This is a genomic window from uncultured Sulfitobacter sp., from assembly GCF_947499945.1.
In the GTDB taxonomy this organism is placed as follows: domain Bacteria; phylum Pseudomonadota; class Alphaproteobacteria; order Rhodobacterales; family Rhodobacteraceae; genus Sulfitobacter.
The window spans coordinates 132,447-156,107 of sequence record NZ_CANMQD010000001.1 but is presented as its reverse complement, the minus strand read 5'-3'; the positions used below and the strand labels follow the sequence as shown (position 1 = coordinate 156,107).

Here is a 23,661-nt window from a genome sequence, read left to right as displayed (position 1 = left end):
GGCTCTTTGACCTTACCGCAGTAAGTGGCCGATTGTTATTGGCACCCTTCGTCTGAGCGCTTATGTTGTCGGCATGATTACAGAACTCGGACATTTCGCCCTCATGCTCGCTTTTGGCGTAGCGGTTATTCAAATGATTGTGCCGCTTGTCGGTGCCGCCAAAGGGTGGTCCGGCTGGATGGCCGTGGCCGAACCTGCCGCTACTGTACAATTTCTGCTGGTGGCTGCTTCCTTCGGGGCGCTGACCTGGGCTTTTGTGACCTCCGACTTTAGTCTGTCGGTCGTTGTGGCAAATAGCCATTCAATGAAGCCTATGATTTACAAGATAAGCGGTACATGGGGAAACCATGAAGGGTCGATGCTGCTTTGGGTGCTGATCGTTGCGCTGTTTGGCGCAATGGCGGCATGGTTTGGCTCACAACTACCAGCGACTCTGCGCGCTCGTGTGCTGGCGGTGCAGGCCTCTATTGGCGTTGCTTTCATGGCGTTTATCCTATTGACGTCCAATCCTTTTGCCCGTTTGGCGGTGCCGCCCTTTGACGGCCAAGACCTCAATCCGCTGCTTCAAGATCCCGGTTTGGCGTTTCACCCACCATTTCTGTACCTCGGCTATGTTGGTCTCAGTATGGCGTTCAGCTTTGCTGTGGCGGCCCTGATCGAAGGTCGCGTTGATGCGGCGTGGGGGCGTTGGGTGCGTCCGTGGACCCTTGCCGCGTGGGTATTCCTGACCATCGGCATCGCGCTCGGCTCTTGGTGGGCCTATTACGAACTTGGTTGGGGCGGTTTCTGGTTTTGGGATCCCGTCGAGAACGCGAGCTTTATGCCATGGTTGTTGGCTGCTGCGCTTCTGCACTCTGCTATCGTGGTGGAAAAGCGTGAGGCGCTTAAAAGCTGGACCATTTTACTTGCGATCCTTGCGTTCGGCTTCTCGTTGATCGGCACATTTATTGTACGTTCTGGCTTGCTGACGTCGGTTCACGCCTTTGCCAACGACCCTGACCGCGGTATTTTCATCCTTGGGATCATGGCGTTCTTTATGGGCGGGGCGCTAATCCTGTTCACGTTGCGGGCAGGCGCTATGCAGGCCAAAGGTGTTTTTGGTCTGGCCAGTCGCGAGAGCGCGTTGGTGGTAAACAATTTGCTGCTCGCCGTATCGTGTTTTGTTGTTTTTGTAGGAACGATGTGGCCGCTGCTGGCGGAGATGTTCTTTGATCGCAAGCTGAGTGTAGGGCCGCCTTTCTTTGATGCTGCCTTTACGCCGTTTATGGTCCTGCTGGGTATCGCACTTCCAATCGGGTCGTCGATGCCGTGGAAGCGCGCCTCGATGCGGCGCGCTTTGTATCCGTTGCGCTATGCCTTTGTCGCCTGCATTGCGATTGGTGGGCTTGTTTGGGCGATGCAGACAGGGCGCAGTCTGATCGGGCCTGTAGGTATGTTCCTTGGCACGTGGGTGTTGATGGGCGTCGCGATTGATCTGGCGCAACGCACGGGGCGCGGCCCTAACCGTCTGGGCCGATTACTTCGTTTGCCGGGTGCCGACTGGGGCAAAGCTACGGCACATGCGGGCCTTGGCGTGACGATGATGGGCATTGCTGGTATCTATGCATGGACTGTCGAAGACATCCGAGTAGCCCAAATAGATGTGCCGTTCGAAGTGCATGGCTATGAGATGACGCTGCGCAGTGTCGAAAACCTTAACGGGCCAAACTACGTCGCAACCCGCGCAGTGATTGATGTGGTTCAGGATGGCGAATTTATCGCAACGCTTTCCCCTGAAAAACGGTTCTATCCGGTGGCGCAGATGCCAACGACCGAGGCAGCGATCGACCAGAACTGGAAGCGCGATCTTTACCTTGTGATCGGTGACGAGCAGGAGAATGGTGGCTGGGCCGTGCGGACTTATATCAAAGTAATGACAAGCTGGATTTGGGTCGGTTGTGCGTTGATGGCGCTTGGCGGGATGTTCAGCCTCTTAGACCGTCGTTTCCGTGTGGCCGCTGGCGCCCGCAAGACCAGGTCCGAGAAGGATGCGGTGCCTGCCGAATGAAACGCCTGATCCTGATCCTCATGCTGATCGCGACGCCGCTTATGGCGGTAGAACCTGACGAGGTCTTGTCGGACCCTGTTCTGGAGCAGCGTGCGCTGAATCTTTCTAAGGGGCTGCGCTGCCCCGTCTGTCAAAGCGAAAGCATCGACGAGAGCAACGCGCCCATTTCCAAAGACCTGCGTCTTTTAGTGAGGGAGCGGTTGGTAGCAGGGGACACTGACCAAGATGCGCTTGAGTATATCGTTGCTCGCTACGGCGAGTTCGTTTTGCTGAAACCGACTTTCGGCGGTGCGAACTGGCTTCTTTGGGCTGCTGGACCATTGATGCTGCTGATTGCAGGGGGAGTAGGTGTTGTCTACGTGCGTGGCCGCAGCACGGCCAAGGCGCCGCAGGATGATGTGCTGAGCGCCGATGAAGCGGCGACCCTCCGAGATATCCTTAAGAAGTAACGCCCCGTCGGGCTGGCAGGCCTGTGCCGCTGTGGTAAGGTCGGGCTCAAAGTTGAAACCAACGAGGGCGTTATGGACTACCAGACAATTACCTATGAGCTGAGCGATGGCATGGCCGTCATCACGATGAACCGTGCGGACAAATACAACGCCTTGACGACCCAGATGCGCGCGGAGATCGAGCATGCCTTTTCTGTAGGCGGTCGTGAAGCGCGGGTTGTTGTGATCACCGGTGCTGGCAAAGCGTTCTGCTCGGGTCAGGATCTGGGCGATGCGGCCAGCAGTGGCTCAATCGATCTGGAGCGGACTCTACGCGATGAATATGCGCCAATGCTGCGTGCTATCTCGGGCTGCCCTGTCCCGACCATTGCGGCGGTGAATGGCCCTGCGGCTGGCGCGGGTGCCAATCTGGCGCTGGCAGCTGACGTTGTCTTTGCAACCGAGAGTGCTTATTTCCTTCAGGCTTTTACACGAATTGGCCTGATCCCGGATGCCGGTGGTACTTATACAATGCCACGTCAGATGGGCATGGCAAAAGCAATGGGTGCGGCCCTGTTTGCAGATAAAATCAGCGCACGTCAGGCCGATGAATGGGGAATGATTTGGGAAGCGGTTGAAGACCATCAATTCCACGCACATTGGCGCGCAAAAGCGGCCCATCTCGCCTCTGGTCCAACAGCGGCCTATGCAGCCGTGAAAAAGGTAATGCGCGAAAGCTGGAACAACGATTTTGAAGATCAGCTGGCTCTAGAATCACAGGAGCAGGGCAAATGCGGCAAGTCGCGTGATTTCAAAGAAGGCGTGCTCGCCTTTACCGAAAAACGCCCTGCCTCATTTGAGGGACGTTGAAGATATACTACTTACGCTTACGAAAAAAGGCCGCTGCATCGTATATGCGGCGGCCTTTTGTTATCAGATATAGCTTACGAATTAATGCGACGCTCGACCAGTACAACGTCTGAAGGGTTGGGTGCTTTGCCAGAGGCGCGGGCCACAACCGCGACAGCGATCCCGTTGGCGAGAACAGTGTGTACAGAGCCCGAGACTTGCTTAATTGTAATATGGGGGGGTGTTTCGCCTTCGTCATAAACGACGGCGATGTGATCCATTTCTTCGTTTGTGTCGGGGATCAATGCACCTTGGGGGCCGCGTTCGCATTTTGCTTGTGCTGGCATCAGGCTTTTTGCCTGGGACCATTCATAGCGATTGGATGTGCTGTAGTTTGAGGGGGCCATGGGGGGAGCTTCCTGTTGTTCTAGCAGTTAGATCGGGCAGGGGACCGAAAATTATAGGACCCCTGCATGAGTTATGATCAGGCTGCTGCGCCGTTCGGATCGAACAGCGATTCCACCACGTTCTCAGAAATCAGGGAAACATCGCTTGCAGCAATCGTACCTGCCGTGCCATCAACAACTGCCAATCGGACACCGTTAAGGCTGATTACTGAATTTCCGTTTTCATCGGCCACAGTAATTTCGGCTGCTGCATCAACATCATCAACAATGATTGTAATTGCGTCTTCGCTGACGGAGTAGTTGTTGATAACCGCTGCGCCGTTTTCGCCAATCTGCTCGGACATTACGTGGAATGTATCGTCTCCCTCGTTTCCATCAGCAATGTCGCCGGAGCCGAGTACCAGATTATCATCCCCAAAACCGCCATAAAGCTCGTTGCCGAGGCTATCATCGCGCATGTTTATGCCACCGTTGATATCGGCAAGGGAGCCCCCATCGCGCAGTTCGGTCAGCTCTTCGAGGTTCAAAGGTACCCCCTGTATGATGCCGCCAAAGACCAGATCGTCGCCGAACCCGCCGCCTACGATATCAAATCCACGCCCACCGAGAACTGTGTCGTCTCCTTCGTCGCCGCGCACAGTATCCCAGCCATAATCGCCAGATACAAAGTCATCGCCTTCTTGGCCTTCGATAAGGTCCTGACCGCGGTTTCCAGTTACGATATCATCGCCATCGCCCGAGCAGAGCATGTCGTCGCCATCTTCGCCCTGCAATACATCTTCGCCTTCACGGCCAAAAATGATGTCATCGCCAGCGCGACCGTTCATTACATCATCGCCTTCAAGACCATCGATAAAGTCACGACCTTGGTCACCCTCAAGACGGTCGGCTTCTTCCGTACCTTCCAGCGTAACTTCGTCCAGCGTTTCTTCATCGTCGCCAGAGTCCATTCCGAAGCCCAAGATGGCCAACGGCAGTGCAATTCCAAGCAAAAGTAACATAACCATATCCTCTATGTGTCGCGTTAACTTATGAGTACGCAGGGTTCCGGTGACTGGTCAAGCTTGCGTTAACCATTGTATTCAGGACCGAAACAATGCCTTAATTTTGCCCTGTTTTCCAATTTTCTGTTTCGAATGGGGCAGGCGGTGTGTGCACAATAGCCCGACTTTTGCGGTATTATGCGCTTTGCGATCATGGTGTGAAGCTGCCCCTCACGTGCGATTCGCGTCGGTTCGTTCTTTAGATACTTGCTATATTATATGGATTATCGCCAGACCTGCAAAGAAGGGGGTCACTTTTGACGGCAACAGGCGATGTTGTGCCAAAAACGGACATTCTTGAGAGTGTGACAGCTTTTTGCCACAATTTCTCCACAGTTGAGCAGCAACGAAAAAACCCGGACGCTGGGTGCATCCGGGTTTGGATCGTTTGGTTTTTTTTCCGTTTAGCGTTTTTCGATATCCACATAGGCGCGGATATCTTCACCTTGATAAAGCTGACGGGGCCGGCCGATTTTCAGCTGTGGATCGTTGAGTTGCTCTTTCCACTGGGAAATCCAGCCAACGGTCCGTGCAAGCGCAAAGATTGGCGTGAACATCGACGTGGGGAAGCCCATCGCTTCAAGGATAATGCCGGAATAGAAGTCCACATTCGGGAAAAGCTTCTTGTCTGCAAAATACGGATCTTCCAAGGCCTGCTTTTCGAGCTCTTTGGCAACCTGAAGGATCGGGTTGTTCTCGACACCCATCAGTTCCAGCACTTCATCCGCAGATTGCTTCATTACTGTGGCGCGTGGATCAAAGTTTTTGTAAACGCGATGGCCGAAACCCATGAGGCGGAACGGATCGTCCTTATCCTTCGCACGGGCGATGAATTCTGGGATACGGTCTGGTGTACCGATCTCTTTGAGCATCTCAAGACACGCTTGGTTCGCGCCACCGTGGGCAGGGCCCCACAGGCAGGCAATACCCGCAGCAATACAGGCAAACGGGTTTGCGCCAGATGAGGAGGCCAGACGCACGGTCGACGTCGAGGCATTTTGCTCGTGATCTGCATGGAGGGTAAAGATGCGATCCATGGCGCGGCTCAGGATCGGATCGACTACATAGTCCTCGGCAGGCACGGCAAAACACATGCGCAGGAAATTGGAGGCATAATCGAGATCGTTGCGCGGATACACGAAGGGCTGACCGATTGTATATTTAAACGCCATCGCGGCAATCGTTGGCATTTTTGCAATGAGGCGGATAGAGGCGACCTCACGCTGCCACTCATCATTGATATCGGTCGAGTCGTGATAGAACGCGGACATCGCGCCTACAACACCGACCATAACCGCCATCGGGTGTGCATCACGGCGGAAACCGCGGAAGAAATTAATCATCTGCTCGTGGATCATCGTGTGATTGGTCACGCGATGCTCGAAATCTTCGAGCTCTACAGGAGAGGGCAACTCACCATAAAGCAGCAGATAGCAAACTTCGAGGTAATGGGATTTCTCGGCCAGCTCACCAATAGGATAGCCGCGGTGGGTTAGAATACCTTCATCGCCGTCGATGAAGGTAATTGTGCTGTCGCAGGACGCGGTGGAGGTAAATCCCGGATCATACGTGAAAACACCCGCTTGGGCATACAGCTTTCGGATGTCGATCACATCAGGGCCGGAAGTGGGGGAGAACATCGGCAGTTCTATTGTTTTATCTCCGACGGTAAGCGTCGCGTTTTTTGTACTCTCGGCCATGCATTTCCCCTTCTAGGTTGGCTTCAGGCGCACTGGGCGCCGAGGTCTGCACTGGCAGGGCCTGCGCATCCTTACTCTTCTTATCTACTACATCCTTAACGACAGATTTAATTCCGTCTCAGGACGCTGCATCTGTCAGGCGGGCCAATGTCTCATCGTGGCCCAGCACCAGCATCATGTCGAAAACCGAAGGTGTCACGGCGCGCCCTGCAAGGGCTGCACGCAGCGGTCCGGCGAGTTTCCCGAATTTGGTATCTTTCGCGGCAGCAAAGCCGTTCAGCACCTCTTCGAGCGTTTCTCGATCCCAGCTAACATCTTGCAGCTGCGGCGTCAATTCTCTCAGTATACCACGGGATACCGTATCTAGATTTTTAGCTGCCTTTTCGTCACATTCCACAGGGCGTGAGGTGAGAATAAATTGACCCTTTTCAATAATTTCCGGGAATGTCTTCGCGCGCTCTTTCAGGCAATAGAGTGCGCGCTCCAAACCTGATGACTGTGCGTCAGAAAGAGCAGGCAAGTCCGCCGCGGCCAGATATTCTTCAATTTCGTGCCGCAATGCGGCATCATCGGCCACTGCAATATGCTGACCGCATATGTTTTCGAGCTTTTTGAGATCGAATTGAGCAGGACTTTTACGGATTCCGTCGATGTCGAACCATTCTTTGGCCTGCTCATCGGTGAAAAACTCGTCGTCGCCATGGCTCCAGCCGAGCCGCGCCAGATAGTTGCGCATGCCTGCGGCAGGATAGCCCATCGCCTGATATTCCTGCGCACCCAATGCGCCGTGCCGTTTGCTTAGCTTCTTGCCGTCAGGGCCGTGGATAAGCGGTATGTGCGACCAGACGGGCACGTTCCATTCCATACCATGATAAATCATCATCTGGCGCGCGGCGTTGTTGAGGTGGTCATCGCCACGGATCACATGGGTCACGCCCATATCATGGTCATCCACAACCACGGCGAGCATATAGACCGGCGAGCCGTCCGAGCGCAGCAAGATCATGTCGTCGAGCTGGGCGTTGTCGATTGTCACATCGCCTTGGACTGTGTCGCGTATTATCGTCTGGCCGCCATCCGGTGCCTTGATGCGGATCACAAACGGCGCATCGGGGTGGCTGCTGGCGTCCGCATCGCGCCATGGCGAGCGGTAGAGCGTGCTGCGCCCCTCGGCACGGGCCGTCTCGCGAAACGCCTCGATTTCTTCCTGAGTGGCAAAGCATTTGAAGGCCGCACCTTTAGCAAGCAGTTCATGGGCCACTTCCACATGACGCGGGGCCATCTCGTGCTGGCTAACCACATCGCCGTCATGGTCGAGGCCAAGCCACGCAAGCCCTTGCAGGATCGCGTCGGTTGCTTCGGGAGTATGGCGAGCACGGTCTGTGTCTTCGATGCGCAGCAGGAATTTACCGCCACGACCACGAGCATAGAGCCAATTAAATAAGGCAGTACGCGCCCCTCCGATGTGCAGAAATCCCGTAGGCGAAGGGGCGAAGCGGGTGACGATGTCAGAGCACATAAGAGGTCCTTTCGGAGAGGCAGGGCGCGGCGTGGCGTTAACTTTCCGGTCATGTTTACCATTTGGTAACCACGCTCGGCGTAGGGTTCGGGACTGTCTATCCAGTGCAGCGAACGGGGGCAAGGTATGGGTGCGGCGCAACACTTTGCCGAGATGATGCGCGCCCAACGTGGAGCGCTGTTTGGCTGGGTGCCTGTTTGCCTTGCCGTGGGCATCGGGGCCTATTTTCAATTGGGATTTGAACCGACAAAACTTCATTTAGGTCGCGTGGCCCTTGCAGGTCTTTTCTGTGCGGCTTTCGCTAGAGGCTTTCCCGAACCTGCACGGCCTTTTGCTCTGGCAGGCATGTTGATTTGTCTGGGCGTACTTCTCGCGGCGGCGCGGGCGCATTCGGTGTCAGGACCCGTACTCGATTTCCGCTATTATGGTGCGGTCGAGGGGCGGATTGTGGCGATTGATCGCTCTCAGTCAGATGCGCTGCGGTTGACACTGGACCGCGTGGTGCTTGAACGTGTCCCGCCCGAGCGTACGCCACACCGCGTGCGCCTGTCCCTACACGGGGATCGCAGCTTTGACATCGCTTCTGAACCGGGCTTGCGCGTGATGCTCACGGGGCATCTGTCGCCGCCCTCCGGACCCGTAGAGCCAGGTGGTTTTGATTTCCAGCGCCATGCTTGGTTTGCGGGCTTGGGGGCAGTCGGCTATGCCCGCACACCGCTTATGGGTGTGTCGGAACCTGCGGGCGGCTTGGGTGTGTTTCGTGTGCGCATGGCCGCCTCGGCCCGTATTCAAGACGTGTTGCCCGGTGACACGGGCGGTTTTGCCGCCGCAATTACGACAGGCGACCGCTCTGCCATCAGCCAATCCGCATTGGATGATCTGCGGGCCAGTAATCTGGCGCATCTGCTCGCGATCTCAGGGCTGCATATGGGGTTGATGTCGGGAGTGGTGTTCGCCGCACTTAGAATAGCTTTGGCACTGGTGCCGCCGCTAGTCTTGCGCGTGCCGGCGCGCAGCATCGCAGCAGGGGGCGCGTTGATTGCAGCGGCAGGATACCTCGCCCTTTCGGGCGGCAATGTCGCTACCCAGCGTGCATTTGTGATGGTCGCTGTGGCGCTCGTGGCGTTGATGATAGGGCGACGTGCCATCAGCCTGCGCAGTGTGGCAATTGCTGCGACGATTGTGCTGGTGTTGCGGCCCGAAGCGCTTATGGGACCGGGCTTCCAGATGTCATTTGCAGCGACAACGGCTTTAGTGGCCGTTTTTGGCTGGTTGCGAGACGGGCAGATACCTATGGGGCCAAACTGGTTCAAACCTGTGAGTGCTGTGTTTATCTCGTCGGCCGTGGCAGGCATTGCGACAGCGCCAATCGGGGCTGCGCATTTCAACGCGATTGCGCAATACGGACTGCTGGCGAATCTGGCCTCGGTGCCGTTGATGGGGGTGCTGGTGATCCCCGCTGCTGTTGTGGCGGCGGTGCTGGCACCACTGGGGCTTGAGGCGGTTGGCCTTTGGGCGATGAGCCTTGGGGTGAAGTGGATTTTGCTGGTGTCGCACTTTGTAGCAGAGCTGCCTGATGCGCGGAACTATGTCGTAGGGCCAAACGCATGGGTGCTGCCGCTGCTGGCGCTGGGGTTTTTGATGCTGCTCCTGTGGCGGGGCAGATTACGGTGGAGCGGGGCTGTGGCCATGGCCGCGTCCTTTTGGATCTGGTCAGGTACTGAGCGACCAGATGTGCTTGTCTCGGATACCGGCACATTGGTTGGTGTGATGACGGAGCAAGGACGCGCATTGAGCAAGAAACGCGGAGCGGGGTTTGCCGCACGTAACTGGCTCGAGAATGACGGTGATGGAAAGGACCAGCCGCAGGCTTTTGCGCGATGGGACACAAATGGCGATGTAATCCACCTTTCAGGCAAACGCGCTGTGGCTGCGTTCGAGGGCTGTACCAAGGGCCAGATTGTGGTGAGTTCGGTGCCCCTGTCCCAGCGCGGATTGCCTTGTGTGGTGCATGACCCCGAAAGCCTGCTGCACACTGGCGCGTTGGCGTATCGCAAAGGGCTGGACGGCTGGTATATCTCCAAAACTGCCCGTTCCGCATCGGGAGAGCGGCTCTGGACCCATTGGCCGCAAAAGCAAACGCCGCCCAAACCTGACAGGTTCGCGCGGCGCAGTGGTAACTAGCAGGCTGACTTTTTATCAGACGGGTTAGTAGGAACGGATTAGCCCCACAAGACGCCCCTGAACTTTTACTTTATCGGCGGGGAATACCCGTGTTTCATAAGCGGGGTTTGCCGCCTCAAGCGCAATAGAAGTCCCACTCCGCTTAAAGCGTTTGAGAGTTGCCTCGTGATCCTCGACCAACGCCACAACGATATCACCATTATCGGCTACAGAAGTTTCGCGGATGACAACAACATCGCCGTCGTTGATCCCGGCCTCGATCATCGAATCCCCTTGTACTTCAAGGGCATAATGCGCACCCGCACCCGACAGCATCGCGTCAGGCACTGTCACCCCATGCGAGCGTTGGTTGATCGCTTCAATCGGCACACCAGCGGCGATTTTTCCCATCACAGCCAATTCGGTCGCAGCGATGGCTGTCACGGGAAGGGCAGCAGCAGGCGGAGGTGTGTCGGGTATATCGCCGTCAATGACGCGCGGCTGAAATCCCGCGCCTGTCATGCTGTCGGGCAGTTTCACAACTTCGATCGCACGCGCACGGTGGGCCAAACGGCGGATAAATCCGCGCTCTTCCAATGCGGTAATGAGACGGTGGATGCCCGATTTTGACCGCAAATCAAGCGCTTCTTTCATCTCGTCAAAACTTGGCGGTACGCCGTCTCGCTGTACCCGTTTATGAATAAACGCCAGCAAATCGAGTTGTTTTTTGGTCAGCACTGCACATCCCCTGTCTCTACTTATCTCACTTTGTTCTAGGGACGTTCTTGTTTTGTGTCAACTCTTGTTACAAGTCGATAACCTCGGCCAAGGTGCCAGCACGATGCGCAGGATCATTTGGTGCGCGGACAAGCAATGCATTTGCATTGGCAAGTATTGTGAGCAGGGAGCTGTCCTGACGGTCCGCGGGGGCCACGGCACCGTCTGTTATTACCGCACGCATATAATGCTCCCGTGGCCCGTTCGTGGGGATGTCAGCGGCGAGTGGGACCGTGCGGCGCGGCGCGGCGCATTGCCCGAGGCCGAGCATGGCACTTACCATAGGTGCGACAAAAACCGTTCCACAAACCAACGCCGATACAGGATTTCCAGGCAGGCCCACCATAACCGAAGTGCCGAGCTTACCTGCCATAAGGGGCTTTCCTGGACGCATCGCCACTTTGTAGAACGACTGCTCCATCCCCATCGTCGCGGCAACGGGAGCCACCAGATCATGATCTCCAACAGAGGCACCGCCGATGGTGATGATAAGGTCAGCATCCCGCGCAAGCTCGAAGGCACGCTGCAAAGAGGGCGCATTATCTCGTGCAATCGGCATGAGCCGTGTCTGCGCGCCCAGTGCATCCAATTGGGCTGCCAGTCCATAGGTATTGGAGGCAATGATTTGATCTGGTCCCGGCAGCTCGCCCGGGTGGACCAACTCATCGCCAGTTGCCATGATCGCGACCACCGGTTTGCGGTAAACTGGCACGATGGCGATGTTCATCGCGGCCAGCAGGGCGATATCGGCAGGGCGCAGGCGCAGAGGGGCGGCCACTGTCTGTCCTTTTATAAAGTCACCGCCAGCAGGGCGAATGTTGTCTTTGTTGCCAATTTTGTGGCCCAATGTGATCAGATCGCCGCGGCGGGTCACATCCTCTTGGATCACCACAAAATCAGCGCCCTCTGGCACAGGGGCACCTGTGAAGATGCGCACGGCTTGGCCTGCGTTCAACGCTCCTGTGTAGCGGTGGCCTGCAGCTGCTTCGCCCACAACTTTGAACATTGCATCAGGTTCGACTTCGGCGCGGTGCAGGGCGTAGCCGTCCATGGAGGAGGCGGCATAGGGGGGCTGGGTGCGCTGTGCGCTTACATCGCGGGCAAGCACGCGACCAGCGGCGGTGCGCAGGGGGATTTCTTCCACGTCCATCGGGACAGTCAGACTGAACAAATGCTCAAGCGCCTGTGCAACAGTTATCACGGAAGGATATGGCGGCCCGATTTGCCGCCGTCTTTGAGCGTGACGCGCAGGCCGCCGATTTCCATCGTTTTATCCACGGCTTTGCTCATGTCATAAACCGTGAGGGCGGCGACAGATGCAGCAGTGAGTGCTTCCATTTCAACCCCTGTCTGGCCTGTGGTTTTCACAGTCGCAGTTATGCGGATACCGGGCAGGTCGGCGTCTGGCACCAGATCGACGGAAACAGAAGTGATCGGCAGCGGGTGGCAGAGTGGGATTAGGTCGGAGGTTTTCTTGGCGGCCATAATACCAGCAAGGCGTGCAACGCCTAAAACGTCACCCTTTTTGGCACGTCCTTCTGTAATAATATCAAATGTTTCACGCTGCATCTTGATGTGATTTTCAGCAGTGGCGATGCGCGATGTCACAGCCTTGTCAGATACATCCACCATATGCGCATGGCCGTCGCCGTCAAAATGAGTGAGCGCCATTACATGCCACCTGCGCGCAAGGGGTTGGCCAGCAGACCGCGTGTAGCTGCGGCGACATCTTCTTGCCGCATGAGGCTTTCCCCGATGAGAAACGTTCGTGCGCCATATCGTGCCATATCTGCAAGATCTTCAGCAGTATTCAGGCCGCTTTCGCAGACAATCATCCGCTCACCCGGAATATGTTTGGAAAGGGTGCGGGTTGTATCGAGCGACGTCTCGAAGGTGTTGAGATTGCGGTTATTGATCCCGATCATCCGCGACTTGAGAATGAGGGCACGCTCAAGCTCATCGGCGTTGTGGGTTTCAATGAGCGCGTCCATGCCGTAGTGCGTCGCTGCATCTTCAAGCTCGGCTGCTTGGGTGTCCGACACACTCGCCATGATAATCAGGATGCAATCGGCTCCCATGCTGCGCGCCTCGGCGACCTGATACGTGTCGTACATAAAGTCCTTGCGCAGAACGGGCAGATCACAGGCCGCTCGGGCATCAATAAGGAACTGTTTTGCACCCTGAAAACTTGGCGTATCGGTGAGGACGGAAAGGCAAGTGGCGCCACCCGCCGCATAGGCTTCGGCCAGTTTTGCTGGCTCGAAATCAGCGCGGATCAACCCTTTCGACGGACTGGCCTTTTTGATCTCGGCAATCAGGCCGTAATTCTCTCTCGACGCCTCGAACAATGCCTCTGCAAAGGGGCGCACGGGGGAGGCGGCAGCAGCCAGTGCCTCAACTTCCGCCAAAGGAACAGCAGCCTTGTCGGCGGCAATTTCGTCAAGCTTGTAGGCTTTGATTTTCTCTAGGATTGTTTGTGTCATGGTGCCTCCGGATCGCCCCAGTTTATGGACCGATGGCCGTGCTCGCGCAACCACGCATTGGTGCGGCTAAAGGGTTTCGATCCGCGAAAGGCCTCAAATGTCTTACCTGATTTGGTGACGCCAAGTGGTGAAGGATGTGAGGACTGGAGTTTGAAATTCGTCTCTGCGTCGACGCTCAGCGCTGCGTTATGGGCAGGACCTCCCCACAGGAGATAAGCACGCGGGCGATTTGCGAGGTGGCGCAGCACTTGATCGGTTAGCACTTGCCAGCCGAGCTTCGCGTGGCCCTTGGGCTGGCTCTCTGGCACGGTCAGGATTGTGTTGAGCAGCAGCACACCTTGATCTGCCCAGTCATCCAGCTGCGTGCAGGTGCGTTTAACATTAAGATCGTCATTCAACTCTTTGAATATATTGCCAAGACTATCTAGACGACCACCAAAACTGGCGGTGATAGAAAAGGCGAGCCCGTGTGCTTTTCCAACTGTATGATAGGGGTCTTGGCCCAGTATCACCACCCGCACATCGTCTGGCTGGACCCGCTCCAGCGCGTGAAATATTAGTGGTGCAGGCGGCAGGATGGTACGATTTTCGGCCTTCAGCCGTGTTTCGATCTGCGGCAGGCTCTCTTTAAAAAAGGGCAAATCAGCCCACGCGCCCAAGCGGCTTAGATCAAACATCAGCCTGCTTGGGTAATGCGCGCGACAGCGGTAATCTTATCGCGTGCAGCACCAGAGTCGATGCTTGTGCGAGCCATCTCAACACCTGTTTTAAGATCCGGTGCAGCATCCGCGATGAGCAGGGCAGCAGCAGAATTGAGCAGCACAGCATCGCGATAGGCCGAATGGCTCCCGTCGAGCAGCGCGTTAAACGCCACTGCGTTTTCCTCGGGCGTCCCGCCAACGATGGCCTCAAACGGGTGCTCGGGCAGGCCCGCGTCTTCGGGGTGGATTTCGATATCATCGATTTGGCCATCAAGGCGCAGCGCTGAGACCCAGCTGACGCCTGTAATAGTCAACTCGTCCGTTCCATCAGAGCCGTGAACAAGCCATGCAGCCTCCGACCCCAGTTCTTTCAATGTTTCGGCCATGGGGCGGGTCAAATCGCGGCGGTAAGTGCCTGTGAGCTGGCGTTTCACGCCTGCGGGATTGGTGAGCGGGCCAAGGATGTTGAAGATCGTGCGCGTCCCCAGCTCGGCGCGGGTGGGCATCACATGGGCAATCGCAGGATGGTGCATCGGTGCCATCATAAAGCCGATCCCGACTTCGTTCAGGGCCTTTTCGACCACAGGCGCACCGACCATGGTTTTCAGGCCCATCTGGGTCAGCGCATCTGCCGCGCCAGACTTGGAGCTTAGGTTGCGGTTGCCGTGCTTTGCCACAACCACGCCAGCGCCAGCAACGACAAACGCGGTTGCAGTCGAGATGTTGAGTGTTCCCTTGCCGTCACCGCCGGTGCCGACGATATCCATTGCGCCCTCAGGGGCGCGGACGGCGTTGCATTTTGCACGCATCACGGCGGCAGCAGCGGCGTATTCATCCACAGTCTCGCCGCGCGTACGCAGCGCCATGAGGAAGCCGCCGATCTGGCTGGGCGTAGCTTCGCCGTTGAACAGGATGCCGAATGCTTCCTCGGCCTGCGCGCGGGTCAGCGGCCCGTTTGCAGCGGCGTCAATGAGGGGTTTTAGCTGGTCACTCATGCGGGCTCTTTCACCTCCTTGAGGAAGTTCTCCAGCAGCGCATGGCCGTGCTCGGAGCGGATGGATTCGGGGTGAAATTGCACGCCGTGGATCGGAAGCGTGCGATGTTGCAGGCCCATAATGGTGCCATCTTCCAACTCTGCAGTGATCTCTAGGCAATCGGGCAGGCTCTCTCGCTCGACAATCAAGGAGTGATAGCGCGTTGCGGCAAAAGGCGAGGGCAGGCCGGCAAACAGCCCTTTGCCCGTGTGATGCATCTGACCCATTTTGCCATGCACGATATCTTTTGCGCGAACGACTTTCCCGCCGAAGGCCTCGCCGATCGTTTGATGCCCCAGACAGACCCCCAGTAGCGGAATACCCGCTTCTGCGGCGGCATGGGTGAGCGCGAGGCAAATCCCCGCCTGCGCAGGATCGCATGGACCTGGCGACAGGACGATGCCAGAGGGGCGCAGCGCCAGTGCCTCATCCACACTCAGCGTGTCATTACGGCGGATGTCCATTTGCGCACCCAAGGTCCCCAGATAGTGAACCAGATTGTAGGTGAAACTGTCATAGTTATCGATCAACAAGAGCATTTGGTAAAACTTCGCATTAGGACTAGAGAAGGCGGGCGCGTGGGGTGTATATAGTTCGGGAGTAGATGGTCAGTCTTGGACGGTATCGTCAAGAGGCAGGGCCGCTGCATCGGCACATTAACCGGTTCGAAATATCGGGAGTGCACAGGATGCAAGCCAACAGGACAAGGGTGCATGAGCTATGGCACGTGGGTTATTGAGTGGAATTGGACTGGGCGCGGTGTTCAGTGTGGGCGTGGCCGGTGTGGTATCGGTGCTAGTGCCGATGCAGCCACAGCCAGCCCCACAGATGGGCACGGCAGAGAGCGTTTCACCGCCGCAACCCGCAGTATTGCAACCAACTGTGATCGTGACTGGCGAAGGATCGGCACCTGTTGTGCAGCCTCAAGTGAGTTTGCGCACTCCCGAAGGCGGAGAATTGCCGAAAGAGCCTGCCGTGGCAGCATTGGCACCCCAGACGACCACGGATGTAACAGGAACACTTAATAATGGCCCGCTGACGGCTGAGCCTGTGGTAGCGCCGCAAAATGAAGTCATGGCCACAGCATCCGTACCCACAGTATTGCCGCCCGTTGATGGCGGCGCGGAGGAGCGTACGCCCGTTCTGCCCACGGTACTGCCACAGCCCCAGACCGGTGTCGTGGCCGATCTTACCCAGCCACGGCCTTTGCCGCAGGGCGTGATTGCGCGGGCAGGTGAAGATGCCGCTGTACTGCCCAACCCTCAGGCTTTGGCCCCGATGATTCCGGACGATAGTCAGGATGCTGCGATCGCAATGCCGGAGGCTGAGGCTTCTCAGGAGGCGGTTGCCGGAGTAGCGCGAGAAAGCGATGTGGCACCAGAGGGGGAAGTGGTCTCAGAGAGCGAAGAAACCTTCATCGTGGTTGAACCCGCGCCAGAGGCCGAAGCGGAAGCCGAAACTCAAGAACAAGCCTCCGTTGCACAAACAGCACCCAAGCCGCGGGTGCTGACTGTCCCCGGCAGGCCTGTCGGTACCCTTGGAAGTACCGGAGGACAAAGTGTAGGCACACCTGCAAATACCCTGATCAACAGATCACCGCAGCTTGAAGCGACGCCAGTCGAGACCGTCTCGCAAACGCCGGACACACGCCCGATCAGCACATTTGCGCAGCCTTTTGAAAACCCTGAAGGCAAGCCACTTATGAGCATTGTCTTGATGGACACAGGGGCAGATCTTGATGCGGACGCCATCGGGCTGCCTGCGCTGTCAAGTTTTCCGTATCCTGTCAGCTTTGCTGTAGACGTAAACCTGTTTGATGCGGCAGAGCGGGCAGAGCGTTACCGCGCCGAAGGGTTCGATGTTCTGGCGATGGTAAACCTGCCCCAAGGGGCGCGGCCCACGGACGCCGAAGTTTCGCTGAGTGTGGCCCTGAACGGGATGCCAGAGATTGTAGGGGTCATAGAAGGCACAGGTGCAGGGCTACAAGGCTCGCGCGAAGTGGCGGATCAGGTCACGCGGATATTACTGGCCAGCGGTCATGGCCTTGTCGCGCAAAGCAAAGGCCTCAACTCGATGCCCAAGCTGGCGCTCAAGGAAGGGGTGCCCGCTGCGCCTGTGTTCCGCGACTTTGACAGCGAAGGACAGCAGCCCCGCGTAATCCGTCGTTTCCTTGATCAAGCGGCGTTTAAAGCAGGTCAGGAAGGCGGTGTGATCATGTTGGGCCGCTTGCGCCCCGAGACGATTGAGGCGCTGTTGGTGTGGGGCTTAGCAGACCGTGCGGGCAGCGTCGCTTTGGCTCCCGTTTCGGCGGTCCTGCTGGCGCAGTAGTAAAAATCGGGAAGGCCAGGTGCGGTATTTTGGAACCAATAGCCTGATCGGGGTTTTTACTCTTACACATTCATAGGAGTAGATATGTCGATTTCTCGCACCAGCCCTTCTCGTGGACCACATTCGCCGGAAGTGACGGGCTTCTACGACGCCCCGACGGGAAGCATTCAATACCTAGTTGTTGATCCCGCAACGCGGGCAGGCGCTCTTGTTGATACGGTGCTGCAATATCATCCCGCATCCGCCTCTACCGATACTGCCGGCGCGGAAGCTATCCTGAAATTTGCGCAAACCGAAGGGGTCAAGATCGAGTGGATTCTCGACACGCACCCGCATGCCGACCACTTGATGGCGTCCTCCTTCCTCAAAGAGCGGTTGGGCAAACCGAACGGCATCGGCGAAAAACTGCGCGAGATCGCGGAGTTATGGCGCGATTACTATAACATGCCCTCTGCGTTTCACCCAGAGCACGATTTCGATCATTTGTTCGCAAACGGTGACACATTCAAGATCGGCGAACTGGACGTCCGGGTGATGCTATCGCCCGGTCATACGCTTGGCTCTGTCACTTATGTGGTCGGTGCCGATGCGGCCTTTGTTCACGACACCTTCATGCAGCCGGATGCGGGAACATCGCGGGCTGATTTTCCGGGCGGTTCCGCATATGATCTGTGGCAGTCATTGCAGGACTTGCTGGCCTTGCCGGATGAGACGCGCCTGTTTGTCGGACATGATTACGGCACCGAGTATCGCAGACTGCCGCAGTGGGAGGCGACAGTGGCAGAGCACCGCCGCCATAACAAACACATCGGTGGCGGCACCGAGAAAGAGGGTTTTATCTCCATGCGGGAGGGGCGGGACAAGACGCTGAATCTGCCGGACCGGATGCTTGAAGTGCTGCAAATGAACCTGCGTGCAGGCAAACCGCCCAAGGCAGAGGCGGACGGGCATAGCTATTTGAAGATACCACTTAACAAGTTCTAGTCAGCCGTTTCCATCGCTATCAAAACGGGCGGCATCCTCTGCGGCGCGCCGTATTGCGCCTGATTTATGCACGGTCTCCATATATTCCGCTTCGGGGTCGCTGTCATAGACCACGCCGCCGCCTGCTTGGATATACAGGGTCTGGTCCTTGATCACCGCCGTGCGCAGGGCGATGCACATGTCCATATCGCCGCCTGCACTGAAGTAGCCAACACCGCCGCCATAGACGCCGCGTTTCTCTGGCTCCAACTCGTCGATGATCTCCATCGCGCGAACTTTGGGCGCGCCCGAGACTGTGCCAGCGGGCATGCCAGCAAAGAAGGCGTCGAGCGCGTCACAATCCTCGCGTAGCTCGCCCACGACGTTGGAGACGATGTGCATGACGTGGCTGTAGCGTTCAACGATAAATTCCTCGGTCGGGCGAACGGTGCCGATCTTGGCCACACGTCCCACATCGTTGCGGCCCAGATCGAACAGCATCAAATGCTCGGCCAGCTCTTTGGGGTCGGCCATCAGATCTGCTTCAAGCGCGCGGTCTTCTTCAGGCGTGGCACCACGGGGGCGGGTTCCTGCGATGGGGCGGATGGTGATTTCCTGTCCGAATACGCGGACAAGAATTTCGGGGCTGGCCCCAACAACATGGAAGCCGGCAAAGTTGAAATAGAACATGAACGGGGAAGGATTTGTGCGGCGCAATGAGCGGTAGAGCGAGAAGGGCGGCTGCGGGAAAGCCTGCGCCCAGCGTTGGCTTGGAACGACTTGGAAAATATCCCCAGCCTTGATGTATTCCTGAGCTTTGAGTACCGCTTCCTTATAGGCGTCTTTGGTAAAGTTGCTTACGGGCTCTGGCGCGGCGGCAGCTTCGCCCAAATCGCGGCTGGTGCCAGCGGGTGAACGTTCCAGATCGCGCACAGCGTCCATCACGCGCTCGGCTGCTTGGGCATATGCGGCGCGTGCGGATTGGCCGGGCGTGACCCATGCGGGGGAAACCACAGTTACTTCGCCCTTCACACCGTCCAGTACAGCCACCACCGAAGGGCGCAGCATCACGGCATCGGGCAGGCCTAGCGGGTCGGGGTTCACATCTGGCAAACGCTCTACTAGACGGATCATATCATAGCCAAGGTAGCCGAAGAGGCCAGCGGCGGCTTGAGGCATGTCCAATGGCAGATCAATCTTGCTTTCCGCGATTAGGCCGCGCAGCGCGTCCAGCGGATCCCCTTTGATAGCCGTATAGGCATCGGGATCATAGCGTGCGGCACGATTCACTTCGGAGGTAGTCCCGCGACAACGCCAGATCAGATCGGGCTTCATTCCGATAATGCTATAACGTCCGCGCACTTCACCACCCGTGACGGATTCGAGCATAAACGAATTCTCAGACGCCCCGCCGAGTTTCAGCATGAGCGAGACCGGGGTGTCCAGATCGGCGGCCAGACGGGTATAGACCACCTGATGCTCGCCTGCGTCATAGCGGGCGGCAAACGTGTTGAAGTCGGGTGTAAGCGCCATCTTACTGGAAATTCACGTTAACAGCGTTGACGGCGCGGGGGTCGATGTTTTGCCCCGCACGCAACAGCGTATCATCGGCAAAGATATCGAAAAGTCCGCGTGCCAGCGCCTGATTTTGCTGTTCGCGCAATTGGGCCACAAGGGCTGATGCCTCAGGGCTGTCGCCTGCGGCGTGGACCGCGTCGAGGCGCACCATGACGACAGTATCCGTGCCCTCAAGGATGCGAATATCGCCCAACTCCATTTCAAAGACTGCTGCTGTGAAACCGCGTGGGGTGTTTACCAAAAAAGCGTTGCGGGTCTGGTCTGTCTCCACCCGTGGGGTCAGTCCTTGTTCCTCAAGGGACGTTCCTGCTTCAAGAGCAGCTTTTGCAGCTTCAGCCTCTACGCTCAAACGGGCCACTGTCTGCTCGGCGGTCAAACGGGTGGTGACTTCCTCAACCACATCCTCATAGGCCGGCGGGCGCTCTGGCAGAGCTTCGTCGAGGCGAAGGGCAAACACACCACCATCATCAAGTTGCTCGATCTTTGGGAAATCCTCAGCAGTTACAGTTGCGGCAGCTTCGCGGAAGGCCTCATAGGCCGCAATGCCGTCCGAGCTTTCGGCGGTCCAGTCAATCTGGCCCAATACCATCTCGGTCTGCTCGGCCAGTTGCTCGACCGTGTTGCCACCCGCAAGGCGGTTGTCGAAATCTTCTGCCTGCGCTTCAACAAGGCGGATTGCGCGGTCTGTTGCGAGGGCATCGCGCAACTCTGGCTCCGCCTCTTCAAAGGTTACAATCTGTTCTGGCAGCACGGCATTGACGCGAAAAAGGGCAGGGCCAAGGTTGGTCGGGGCAGGGCCGACAACAGTGCCGACCTCCGCCTCGAACACAGGGGTTCCTGCGGCATCAAGGCTCTCACGGCTTACGTCGCCCATGTCCACATCCGACAATTGCAAACCACGATCCTGCACCAACGCTTCAAAGGTGGTGCCGTTCACTTCAAGTGCGGCGGCGGCCTGATCAGCGGCTTCTTGATCGGCAAATACGAGACGCTCCACAAGACGGCGCTCTGGCTGGTTATACTCATCGGAACGCGCGTCATATTCTGCGCGCAGTTCTCCTTCTGGAATTTCCACCTGATCCAGAATGTCGGTCGGGTTCAGCCATGCATAGGTAATCTTTTTCGTGGCGGGCAACACAAAGCTGTCTGCATTTACCTCGAAATAGGCGCGCAGCTCTTGCTCGGTTGCGGGGGCCGGATCGGTGTCGGCGTCATTAAACAGCACCCATGTAAAATCACGCTGCTCGCTGACATAGGCCACCAGCGTTTCGGAGTAAGCGGCAGGCATCTCAACGCCACTTAGGATCGCACCCTGAAGCAGTTGGCGGGCAGATTCTTCGCGTAAGCTAACTTCGAAGTCGTTTTCATTCAAACCGGCAGAGCGAAGCGCCTGTGCATACCCTTCGCGGTCGAAGGAACCGTCGACCCCTTGAAAAGCGGGAATTTCCAGGATGCGGTCGCGTAGCAGTTCGTCACCGATAGATAGGCCCATCTGGGTGGCTTCATGATCCAGCGCACGCTCACGGGTGATGCGTTGCAACACGGCACGGTCCAGACCTAACTGCTGTGCTTGGGCAAATGTCATGGGGCTGCCTGTTTGCTGGCTGATGGCGCGCAACTCCTGCTGGACCTGACGGGCGTAGGTGTCCACCGCGATCGGCTTGTCCCCGACCGTACCGAGGGTGCGGATATTGCCGCTCAGGTTGACGGCGCCAAAGCCGCCCAAGCCGATAAATAGAAGACCGACCACGATCCACATTGCGGTTTTGCCGACGCTTGATTTCTTGGCCATGGTTGGTACCCCTTAAACGGTGTTTGCGACTGTCTAAGGGCTTGGCGCTAGAGGGGCAAGAGGATGCTAGCGCCGAGGCAGATCAAGTGCTGCGAGACGGTCAAAAAGTGTGGCGATGCCTGCGGCATCCAGATTGGCAAAAGCGATGCGTAACTCGCGGGTACCAGCCGTATTATCCTCAGGGTAGAACATCGTTCCGGGCAGGCACAAAATGCCCGATTGCTCGACCATAAGCGGAGCAAGCTCGGCACTGCTCATTGCGAAGGGATGCTCAAGATAGGCGAAATAGCCGCCCAAACCCATCAGCGACCAGCCTTTGTCTTTGAGCTTTTGCATATTGTCGGTGATTGCCGCACGGCGTGTTAGGATTTCATCACGCTCCCCGCCGAGCCACTGGTCAAGATTTTGCATCCCCCAAAGGGCCGCGTGCTGTCCTACTTGGTTGGGGCAAATGGCGACAGTGTCGAGGAATTTCTCGGCTTCCGCCAGCCGTGCAGTTGAAGTGATCATCGCGCCCACGCGATGTCCCGTCAGGCGGTAAGCCTTTGAAAAAGAATAGAGGTGGATCAGTGTATCGTCCCAAGTGGCCTTTTTAAACAGGCTGTGCGGGATATCGGTGCTGGCGTGAAAGTCGCGGTAGGTTTCATCCACGATCAGGGCGATGCCCCGTGACTTGCAGATGTCATAGAAGGCGGTGATGAGGTCGTCGGGATATTCGACGCCAGTAGGATTATTCGGTGTGACCAACACAATTGCACGTGTGCGCGGTGTGATAAGTTTTGCCGCGTCCCAAGGGTCGGGCATCATATCACCTTCACAGCGCAAGGGGACCGCAACTGCGCCTGCCATATCCAGCCACATCTTATGGTTAAAGTACCATGGCACGGGGATGATCACTTCGTCCCCTTCAGCGCAAAGAGTCGAAATCGCAGCGGCGAAAGCTTGATTGCAGCCTGAGGTAATCGCGACAAGCTCTGCGCGGATTTCACCGCCATAGATGCGCGCGGTTCGGGCTGCCAGTTCGCTGCGCAGGGCGGGCATACCGAGAACGGGACCATAGAGGTGCACAGAATCGTCGCCAAGAACCGCATCTGCCATTGCTTGGCGCATGTCGGGATGCGGCGGTTCAACAGGGGCGGCCTGACTCACGTTGATGAGGGGGCGGTCATCAGGGAAGCTGACACTGTCGAGCCAGCGGCGGGCTTCCATGACAGGGGGCGGGAAGGTTGTGGTGGTGCGCGGTGCTGTCATGGCCAAGTCCAGTATGTGAGGGATCCTACGGGATTCAGTTTATAGGCAAAATAAAGAAGAGCAGGTGTGATTTGGCTTAGTCCTTACCGCGATACGGCTCGACGTATTGCAGAGCCATGTCCCACGGGAAGAAAATCCATGTGTCTTGAGAGACACCCGTGATGAAGGTGTCGACCATCGGCTCTCCCGCAGGTTTGGCATAGACGGTAGCGAAATGGGCGTTGGGGTAGAGGGAGCGGACCAACTCAAGTGTTTTGCCGCTGTCCACCAAATCATCGACGATCAAGATGCCTGTGCCGTCGCCCATCATTTCTACATCTGGAGATTTCAGAACACGGGCCTCGCGCCGCTGGTCCGCTTTGCCCCCGCCCGAGTGGTAGGAGACGACCGAGATGGTATCTACAGTGCGGATATCCAACTCGCGTGCGACGATCATTGCGGGGGCCATTCCCCCGCGGGTGATGGCAACAACCGCACGCCATGCGCCGTCATCAGGACCTTTCCCGTCCAGACGCCAAGCCAGCGCACGGCTGTCGCGGTGGATTTGGTCCCAGCTGATGTGAAAACCTTTTTCATGGGGCAGGCGGGTGTCGGACAT

At 57.3% G+C, this 23,661-nt stretch carries 21 protein-coding genes; 6 read left to right on the top strand and 15 right to left on the bottom strand.

The features are described 5' to 3' along the window. The first annotated feature begins 73 nt into the window (after window positions 1–73). The 3 genes from Q0775_RS00765 (at window position 74) to Q0775_RS00755 (ending at window position 3,345) form a co-directional block, all read left to right on the top strand. The gene (locus Q0775_RS00765) at window positions 74–2,047 is read left to right on the top strand and encodes a heme lyase CcmF/NrfE family subunit (protein WP_298857189.1); all 1,974 of its coding nucleotides are present in this window, start codon (window positions 74–76) and stop codon (window positions 2,045–2,047) included. Further along, window positions 2,044–2,496 (top strand): cytochrome c-type biogenesis protein, encoded by a 453-nt coding sequence (locus Q0775_RS00760; protein ID WP_298857187.1) that lies wholly within the window; start codon window positions 2,044–2,046, stop codon window positions 2,494–2,496. The genes Q0775_RS00765 and Q0775_RS00760 overlap by 4 nt, the downstream gene beginning before the upstream one ends. A gap of 72 nt (window positions 2,497–2,568) precedes the next feature. After that, window positions 2,569–3,345 carry an enoyl-CoA hydratase-related protein gene (locus tag Q0775_RS00755; RefSeq protein ID WP_298857185.1) on the top strand — a complete coding sequence of 259 codons (777 nt, stop codon included), beginning with the start codon at window positions 2,569–2,571 and terminating at the stop codon, window positions 3,343–3,345. Between the two features lie 74 nt (window positions 3,346–3,419). Here the strand turns inward: Q0775_RS00755 and Q0775_RS00750 are convergent, their stop codons facing one another. The 4 genes from Q0775_RS00750 to gltX all read right to left on the bottom strand — a co-directional run bounded on the left by Q0775_RS00750 (window position 3,420) and on the right by gltX (window position 7,993). Beyond that, entirely contained in the window at window positions 3,420–3,731 is a 312-nt protein-coding gene (locus tag Q0775_RS00750) for a hypothetical protein (protein WP_298857183.1), read from the bottom strand. Window positions 3,732–3,808: 77 nt separating this feature from the next. Next, window positions 3,809–4,732 (bottom strand): calcium-binding protein, encoded by a 924-nt coding sequence (locus Q0775_RS00745; protein WP_298857181.1) that lies wholly within the window; start codon window positions 4,730–4,732, stop codon window positions 3,809–3,811. A 446-nt stretch (window positions 4,733–5,178) separates the two neighbouring features. Further along, window positions 5,179–6,474 (bottom strand): citrate synthase, encoded by a 1,296-nt coding sequence (locus Q0775_RS00740; protein WP_298857177.1) that lies wholly within the window; start codon window positions 6,472–6,474, stop codon window positions 5,179–5,181. Between the two features lie 118 nt (window positions 6,475–6,592). Next, entirely contained in the window at window positions 6,593–7,993 is a 1,401-nt protein-coding gene (gltX, locus tag Q0775_RS00735) for a glutamate--tRNA ligase (RefSeq protein WP_298857175.1), read from the bottom strand. Window positions 7,994–8,119: 126 nt separating this feature from the next. On the opposite strand from gltX, the gene Q0775_RS00730 reads away from it, so the two are divergent. Continuing rightward, a complete protein-coding gene (locus Q0775_RS00730) occupies window positions 8,120–10,177 on the top strand; it encodes a ComEC/Rec2 family competence protein (RefSeq protein ID WP_298857173.1) in 2,058 nt (685 codons plus the stop codon). A 24-nt stretch (window positions 10,178–10,201) separates the two neighbouring features. Here the strand turns inward: Q0775_RS00730 and lexA are convergent, their stop codons facing one another. The 7 genes from lexA to Q0775_RS00695 all read right to left on the bottom strand — a co-directional run bounded on the left by lexA (window position 10,202) and on the right by Q0775_RS00695 (window position 15,690). Next, window positions 10,202–10,894: a transcriptional repressor LexA gene (gene lexA, locus Q0775_RS00725; protein WP_298857169.1), complete on the bottom strand. Its 693-nt coding sequence runs from the start codon at window positions 10,892–10,894 to the stop codon at window positions 10,202–10,204. A 67-nt stretch (window positions 10,895–10,961) separates the two neighbouring features. After that, window positions 10,962–12,134 carry a gephyrin-like molybdotransferase Glp gene (gene glp / locus Q0775_RS00720; RefSeq protein ID WP_298857167.1) on the bottom strand — a complete coding sequence of 391 codons (1,173 nt, stop codon included), beginning with the start codon at window positions 12,132–12,134 and terminating at the stop codon, window positions 10,962–10,964. Beyond that, complete coding sequence (moaC, locus tag Q0775_RS00715) at window positions 12,131–12,604, bottom strand: cyclic pyranopterin monophosphate synthase MoaC (protein ID WP_298857165.1); 474 nt, start codon at window positions 12,602–12,604, stop codon at window positions 12,131–12,133. The genes glp and moaC overlap by 4 nt, the downstream gene beginning before the upstream one ends. Next, window positions 12,604–13,416: an indole-3-glycerol phosphate synthase TrpC gene (gene trpC / locus Q0775_RS00710; RefSeq protein ID WP_298857163.1), complete on the bottom strand. Its 813-nt coding sequence runs from the start codon at window positions 13,414–13,416 to the stop codon at window positions 12,604–12,606. Before trpC ends, moaC begins: the two co-directional genes overlap by 1 nt. Then, window positions 13,413–14,093 carry a uracil-DNA glycosylase gene (locus tag Q0775_RS00705; protein WP_298857161.1) on the bottom strand — a complete coding sequence of 227 codons (681 nt, stop codon included), beginning with the start codon at window positions 14,091–14,093 and terminating at the stop codon, window positions 13,413–13,415. Before Q0775_RS00705 ends, trpC begins: the two co-directional genes overlap by 4 nt. After that, window positions 14,093–15,112, bottom strand: a complete 1,020-nt coding sequence (gene trpD / locus Q0775_RS00700) for an anthranilate phosphoribosyltransferase (protein ID WP_298857159.1) — start codon at window positions 15,110–15,112, stop codon at window positions 14,093–14,095. Before trpD ends, Q0775_RS00705 begins: the two co-directional genes overlap by 1 nt. Next, the gene (locus tag Q0775_RS00695) at window positions 15,109–15,690 is read right to left on the bottom strand and encodes an aminodeoxychorismate/anthranilate synthase component II (RefSeq protein WP_298857158.1); all 582 of its coding nucleotides are present in this window, start codon (window positions 15,688–15,690) and stop codon (window positions 15,109–15,111) included. Before Q0775_RS00695 ends, trpD begins: the two co-directional genes overlap by 4 nt. A gap of 181 nt (window positions 15,691–15,871) precedes the next feature. On the opposite strand from Q0775_RS00695, the gene Q0775_RS00690 reads away from it, so the two are divergent. After that, window positions 15,872–17,479 (top strand): polysaccharide deacteylase family 2 protein, encoded by a 1,608-nt coding sequence (locus Q0775_RS00690; protein ID WP_298857156.1) that lies wholly within the window; start codon window positions 15,872–15,874, stop codon window positions 17,477–17,479. 84 nt (window positions 17,480–17,563) lie between these two features. After that, window positions 17,564–18,463 carry an MBL fold metallo-hydrolase gene (locus Q0775_RS00685; RefSeq protein ID WP_298857153.1) on the top strand — a complete coding sequence of 300 codons (900 nt, stop codon included), beginning with the start codon at window positions 17,564–17,566 and terminating at the stop codon, window positions 18,461–18,463. Here Q0775_RS00685 and trpE read toward each other — a convergent pair whose 3' ends face one another. The 4 genes from trpE to gpt all read right to left on the bottom strand — a co-directional run bounded on the left by trpE (window position 18,464) and on the right by gpt (window position 23,661). Continuing rightward, window positions 18,464–19,975: an anthranilate synthase component I gene (gene trpE, locus Q0775_RS00680; RefSeq protein WP_298857151.1), complete on the bottom strand. Its 1,512-nt coding sequence runs from the start codon at window positions 19,973–19,975 to the stop codon at window positions 18,464–18,466. A 1-nt stretch (window position 19,976) separates the two neighbouring features. Continuing rightward, complete coding sequence (locus tag Q0775_RS00675; RefSeq protein ID WP_298857149.1) at window positions 19,977–21,812, bottom strand: peptidylprolyl isomerase; 1,836 nt, start codon at window positions 21,810–21,812, stop codon at window positions 19,977–19,979. 66 nt (window positions 21,813–21,878) lie between these two features. Continuing rightward, on the bottom strand, window positions 21,879–23,063 hold the full coding sequence (locus Q0775_RS00670; protein WP_298857147.1) for an aminotransferase: 1,185 nt from the start codon (window positions 23,061–23,063) through the stop codon (window positions 21,879–21,881). Window positions 23,064–23,139: 76 nt separating this feature from the next. Beyond that, window positions 23,140–23,661: a xanthine phosphoribosyltransferase gene (gene gpt / locus Q0775_RS00665; RefSeq protein WP_298857145.1), complete on the bottom strand. Its 522-nt coding sequence runs from the start codon at window positions 23,659–23,661 to the stop codon at window positions 23,140–23,142.

What these genes read in the sequence shown, in the direction of transcription:
- Q0775_RS00765 (WP_298857189.1), top strand. Translation starts at nt 74, where the DNA reads ATGATTACAGAACTCGGACATTTCGCCCTCATGCTCGCTTTTGGCGTA.
- Q0775_RS00760 (WP_298857187.1), top strand. Translation starts at nt 2,044, where the DNA reads ATGAAACGCCTGATCCTGATCCTCATGCTGATCGCGACGCCGCTTATG.
- Q0775_RS00755 (WP_298857185.1), top strand. Translation starts at nt 2,569, where the DNA reads ATGGACTACCAGACAATTACCTATGAGCTGAGCGATGGCATGGCCGTC.
- Q0775_RS00750 (WP_298857183.1), bottom strand. Translation starts at nt 3,731, where the DNA reads ATGGCCCCCTCAAACTACAGCACATCCAATCGCTATGAATGGTCCCAG.
- Q0775_RS00745 (WP_298857181.1), bottom strand. Translation starts at nt 4,732, where the DNA reads ATGTTACTTTTGCTTGGAATTGCACTGCCGTTGGCCATCTTGGGCTTC.
- Q0775_RS00740 (WP_298857177.1), bottom strand. Translation starts at nt 6,474, where the DNA reads ATGGCCGAGAGTACAAAAAACGCGACGCTTACCGTCGGAGATAAAACA.
- gltX (WP_298857175.1), bottom strand. Translation starts at nt 7,993, where the DNA reads ATGTGCTCTGACATCGTCACCCGCTTCGCCCCTTCGCCTACGGGATTT.
- Q0775_RS00730 (WP_298857173.1), top strand. Translation starts at nt 8,120, where the DNA reads ATGGGTGCGGCGCAACACTTTGCCGAGATGATGCGCGCCCAACGTGGA.
- moaC (WP_298857165.1), bottom strand. Translation starts at nt 12,604, where the DNA reads ATGGCGCTCACTCATTTTGACGGCGACGGCCATGCGCATATGGTGGAT.
- trpC (WP_298857163.1), bottom strand. Translation starts at nt 13,416, where the DNA reads ATGACACAAACAATCCTAGAGAAAATCAAAGCCTACAAGCTTGACGAA.
- Q0775_RS00705 (WP_298857161.1), bottom strand. Translation starts at nt 14,093, where the DNA reads ATGTTTGATCTAAGCCGCTTGGGCGCGTGGGCTGATTTGCCCTTTTTT.
- trpD (WP_298857159.1), bottom strand. Translation starts at nt 15,112, where the DNA reads ATGAGTGACCAGCTAAAACCCCTCATTGACGCCGCTGCAAACGGGCCG.
- Q0775_RS00695 (WP_298857158.1), bottom strand. Translation starts at nt 15,690, where the DNA reads ATGCTCTTGTTGATCGATAACTATGACAGTTTCACCTACAATCTGGTT.
- Q0775_RS00690 (WP_298857156.1), top strand. Translation starts at nt 15,872, where the DNA reads ATGGCACGTGGGTTATTGAGTGGAATTGGACTGGGCGCGGTGTTCAGT.
- Q0775_RS00685 (WP_298857153.1), top strand. Translation starts at nt 17,564, where the DNA reads ATGTCGATTTCTCGCACCAGCCCTTCTCGTGGACCACATTCGCCGGAA.
- trpE (WP_298857151.1), bottom strand. Translation starts at nt 19,975, where the DNA reads ATGGCGCTTACACCCGACTTCAACACGTTTGCCGCCCGCTATGACGCA.
- Q0775_RS00675 (WP_298857149.1), bottom strand. Translation starts at nt 21,812, where the DNA reads ATGGCCAAGAAATCAAGCGTCGGCAAAACCGCAATGTGGATCGTGGTC.
- Q0775_RS00670 (WP_298857147.1), bottom strand. Translation starts at nt 23,063, where the DNA reads ATGACAGCACCGCGCACCACCACAACCTTCCCGCCCCCTGTCATGGAA.
- gpt (WP_298857145.1), bottom strand. Translation starts at nt 23,661, where the DNA reads ATGTCCGACACCCGCCTGCCCCATGAAAAAGGTTTTCACATCAGCTGG.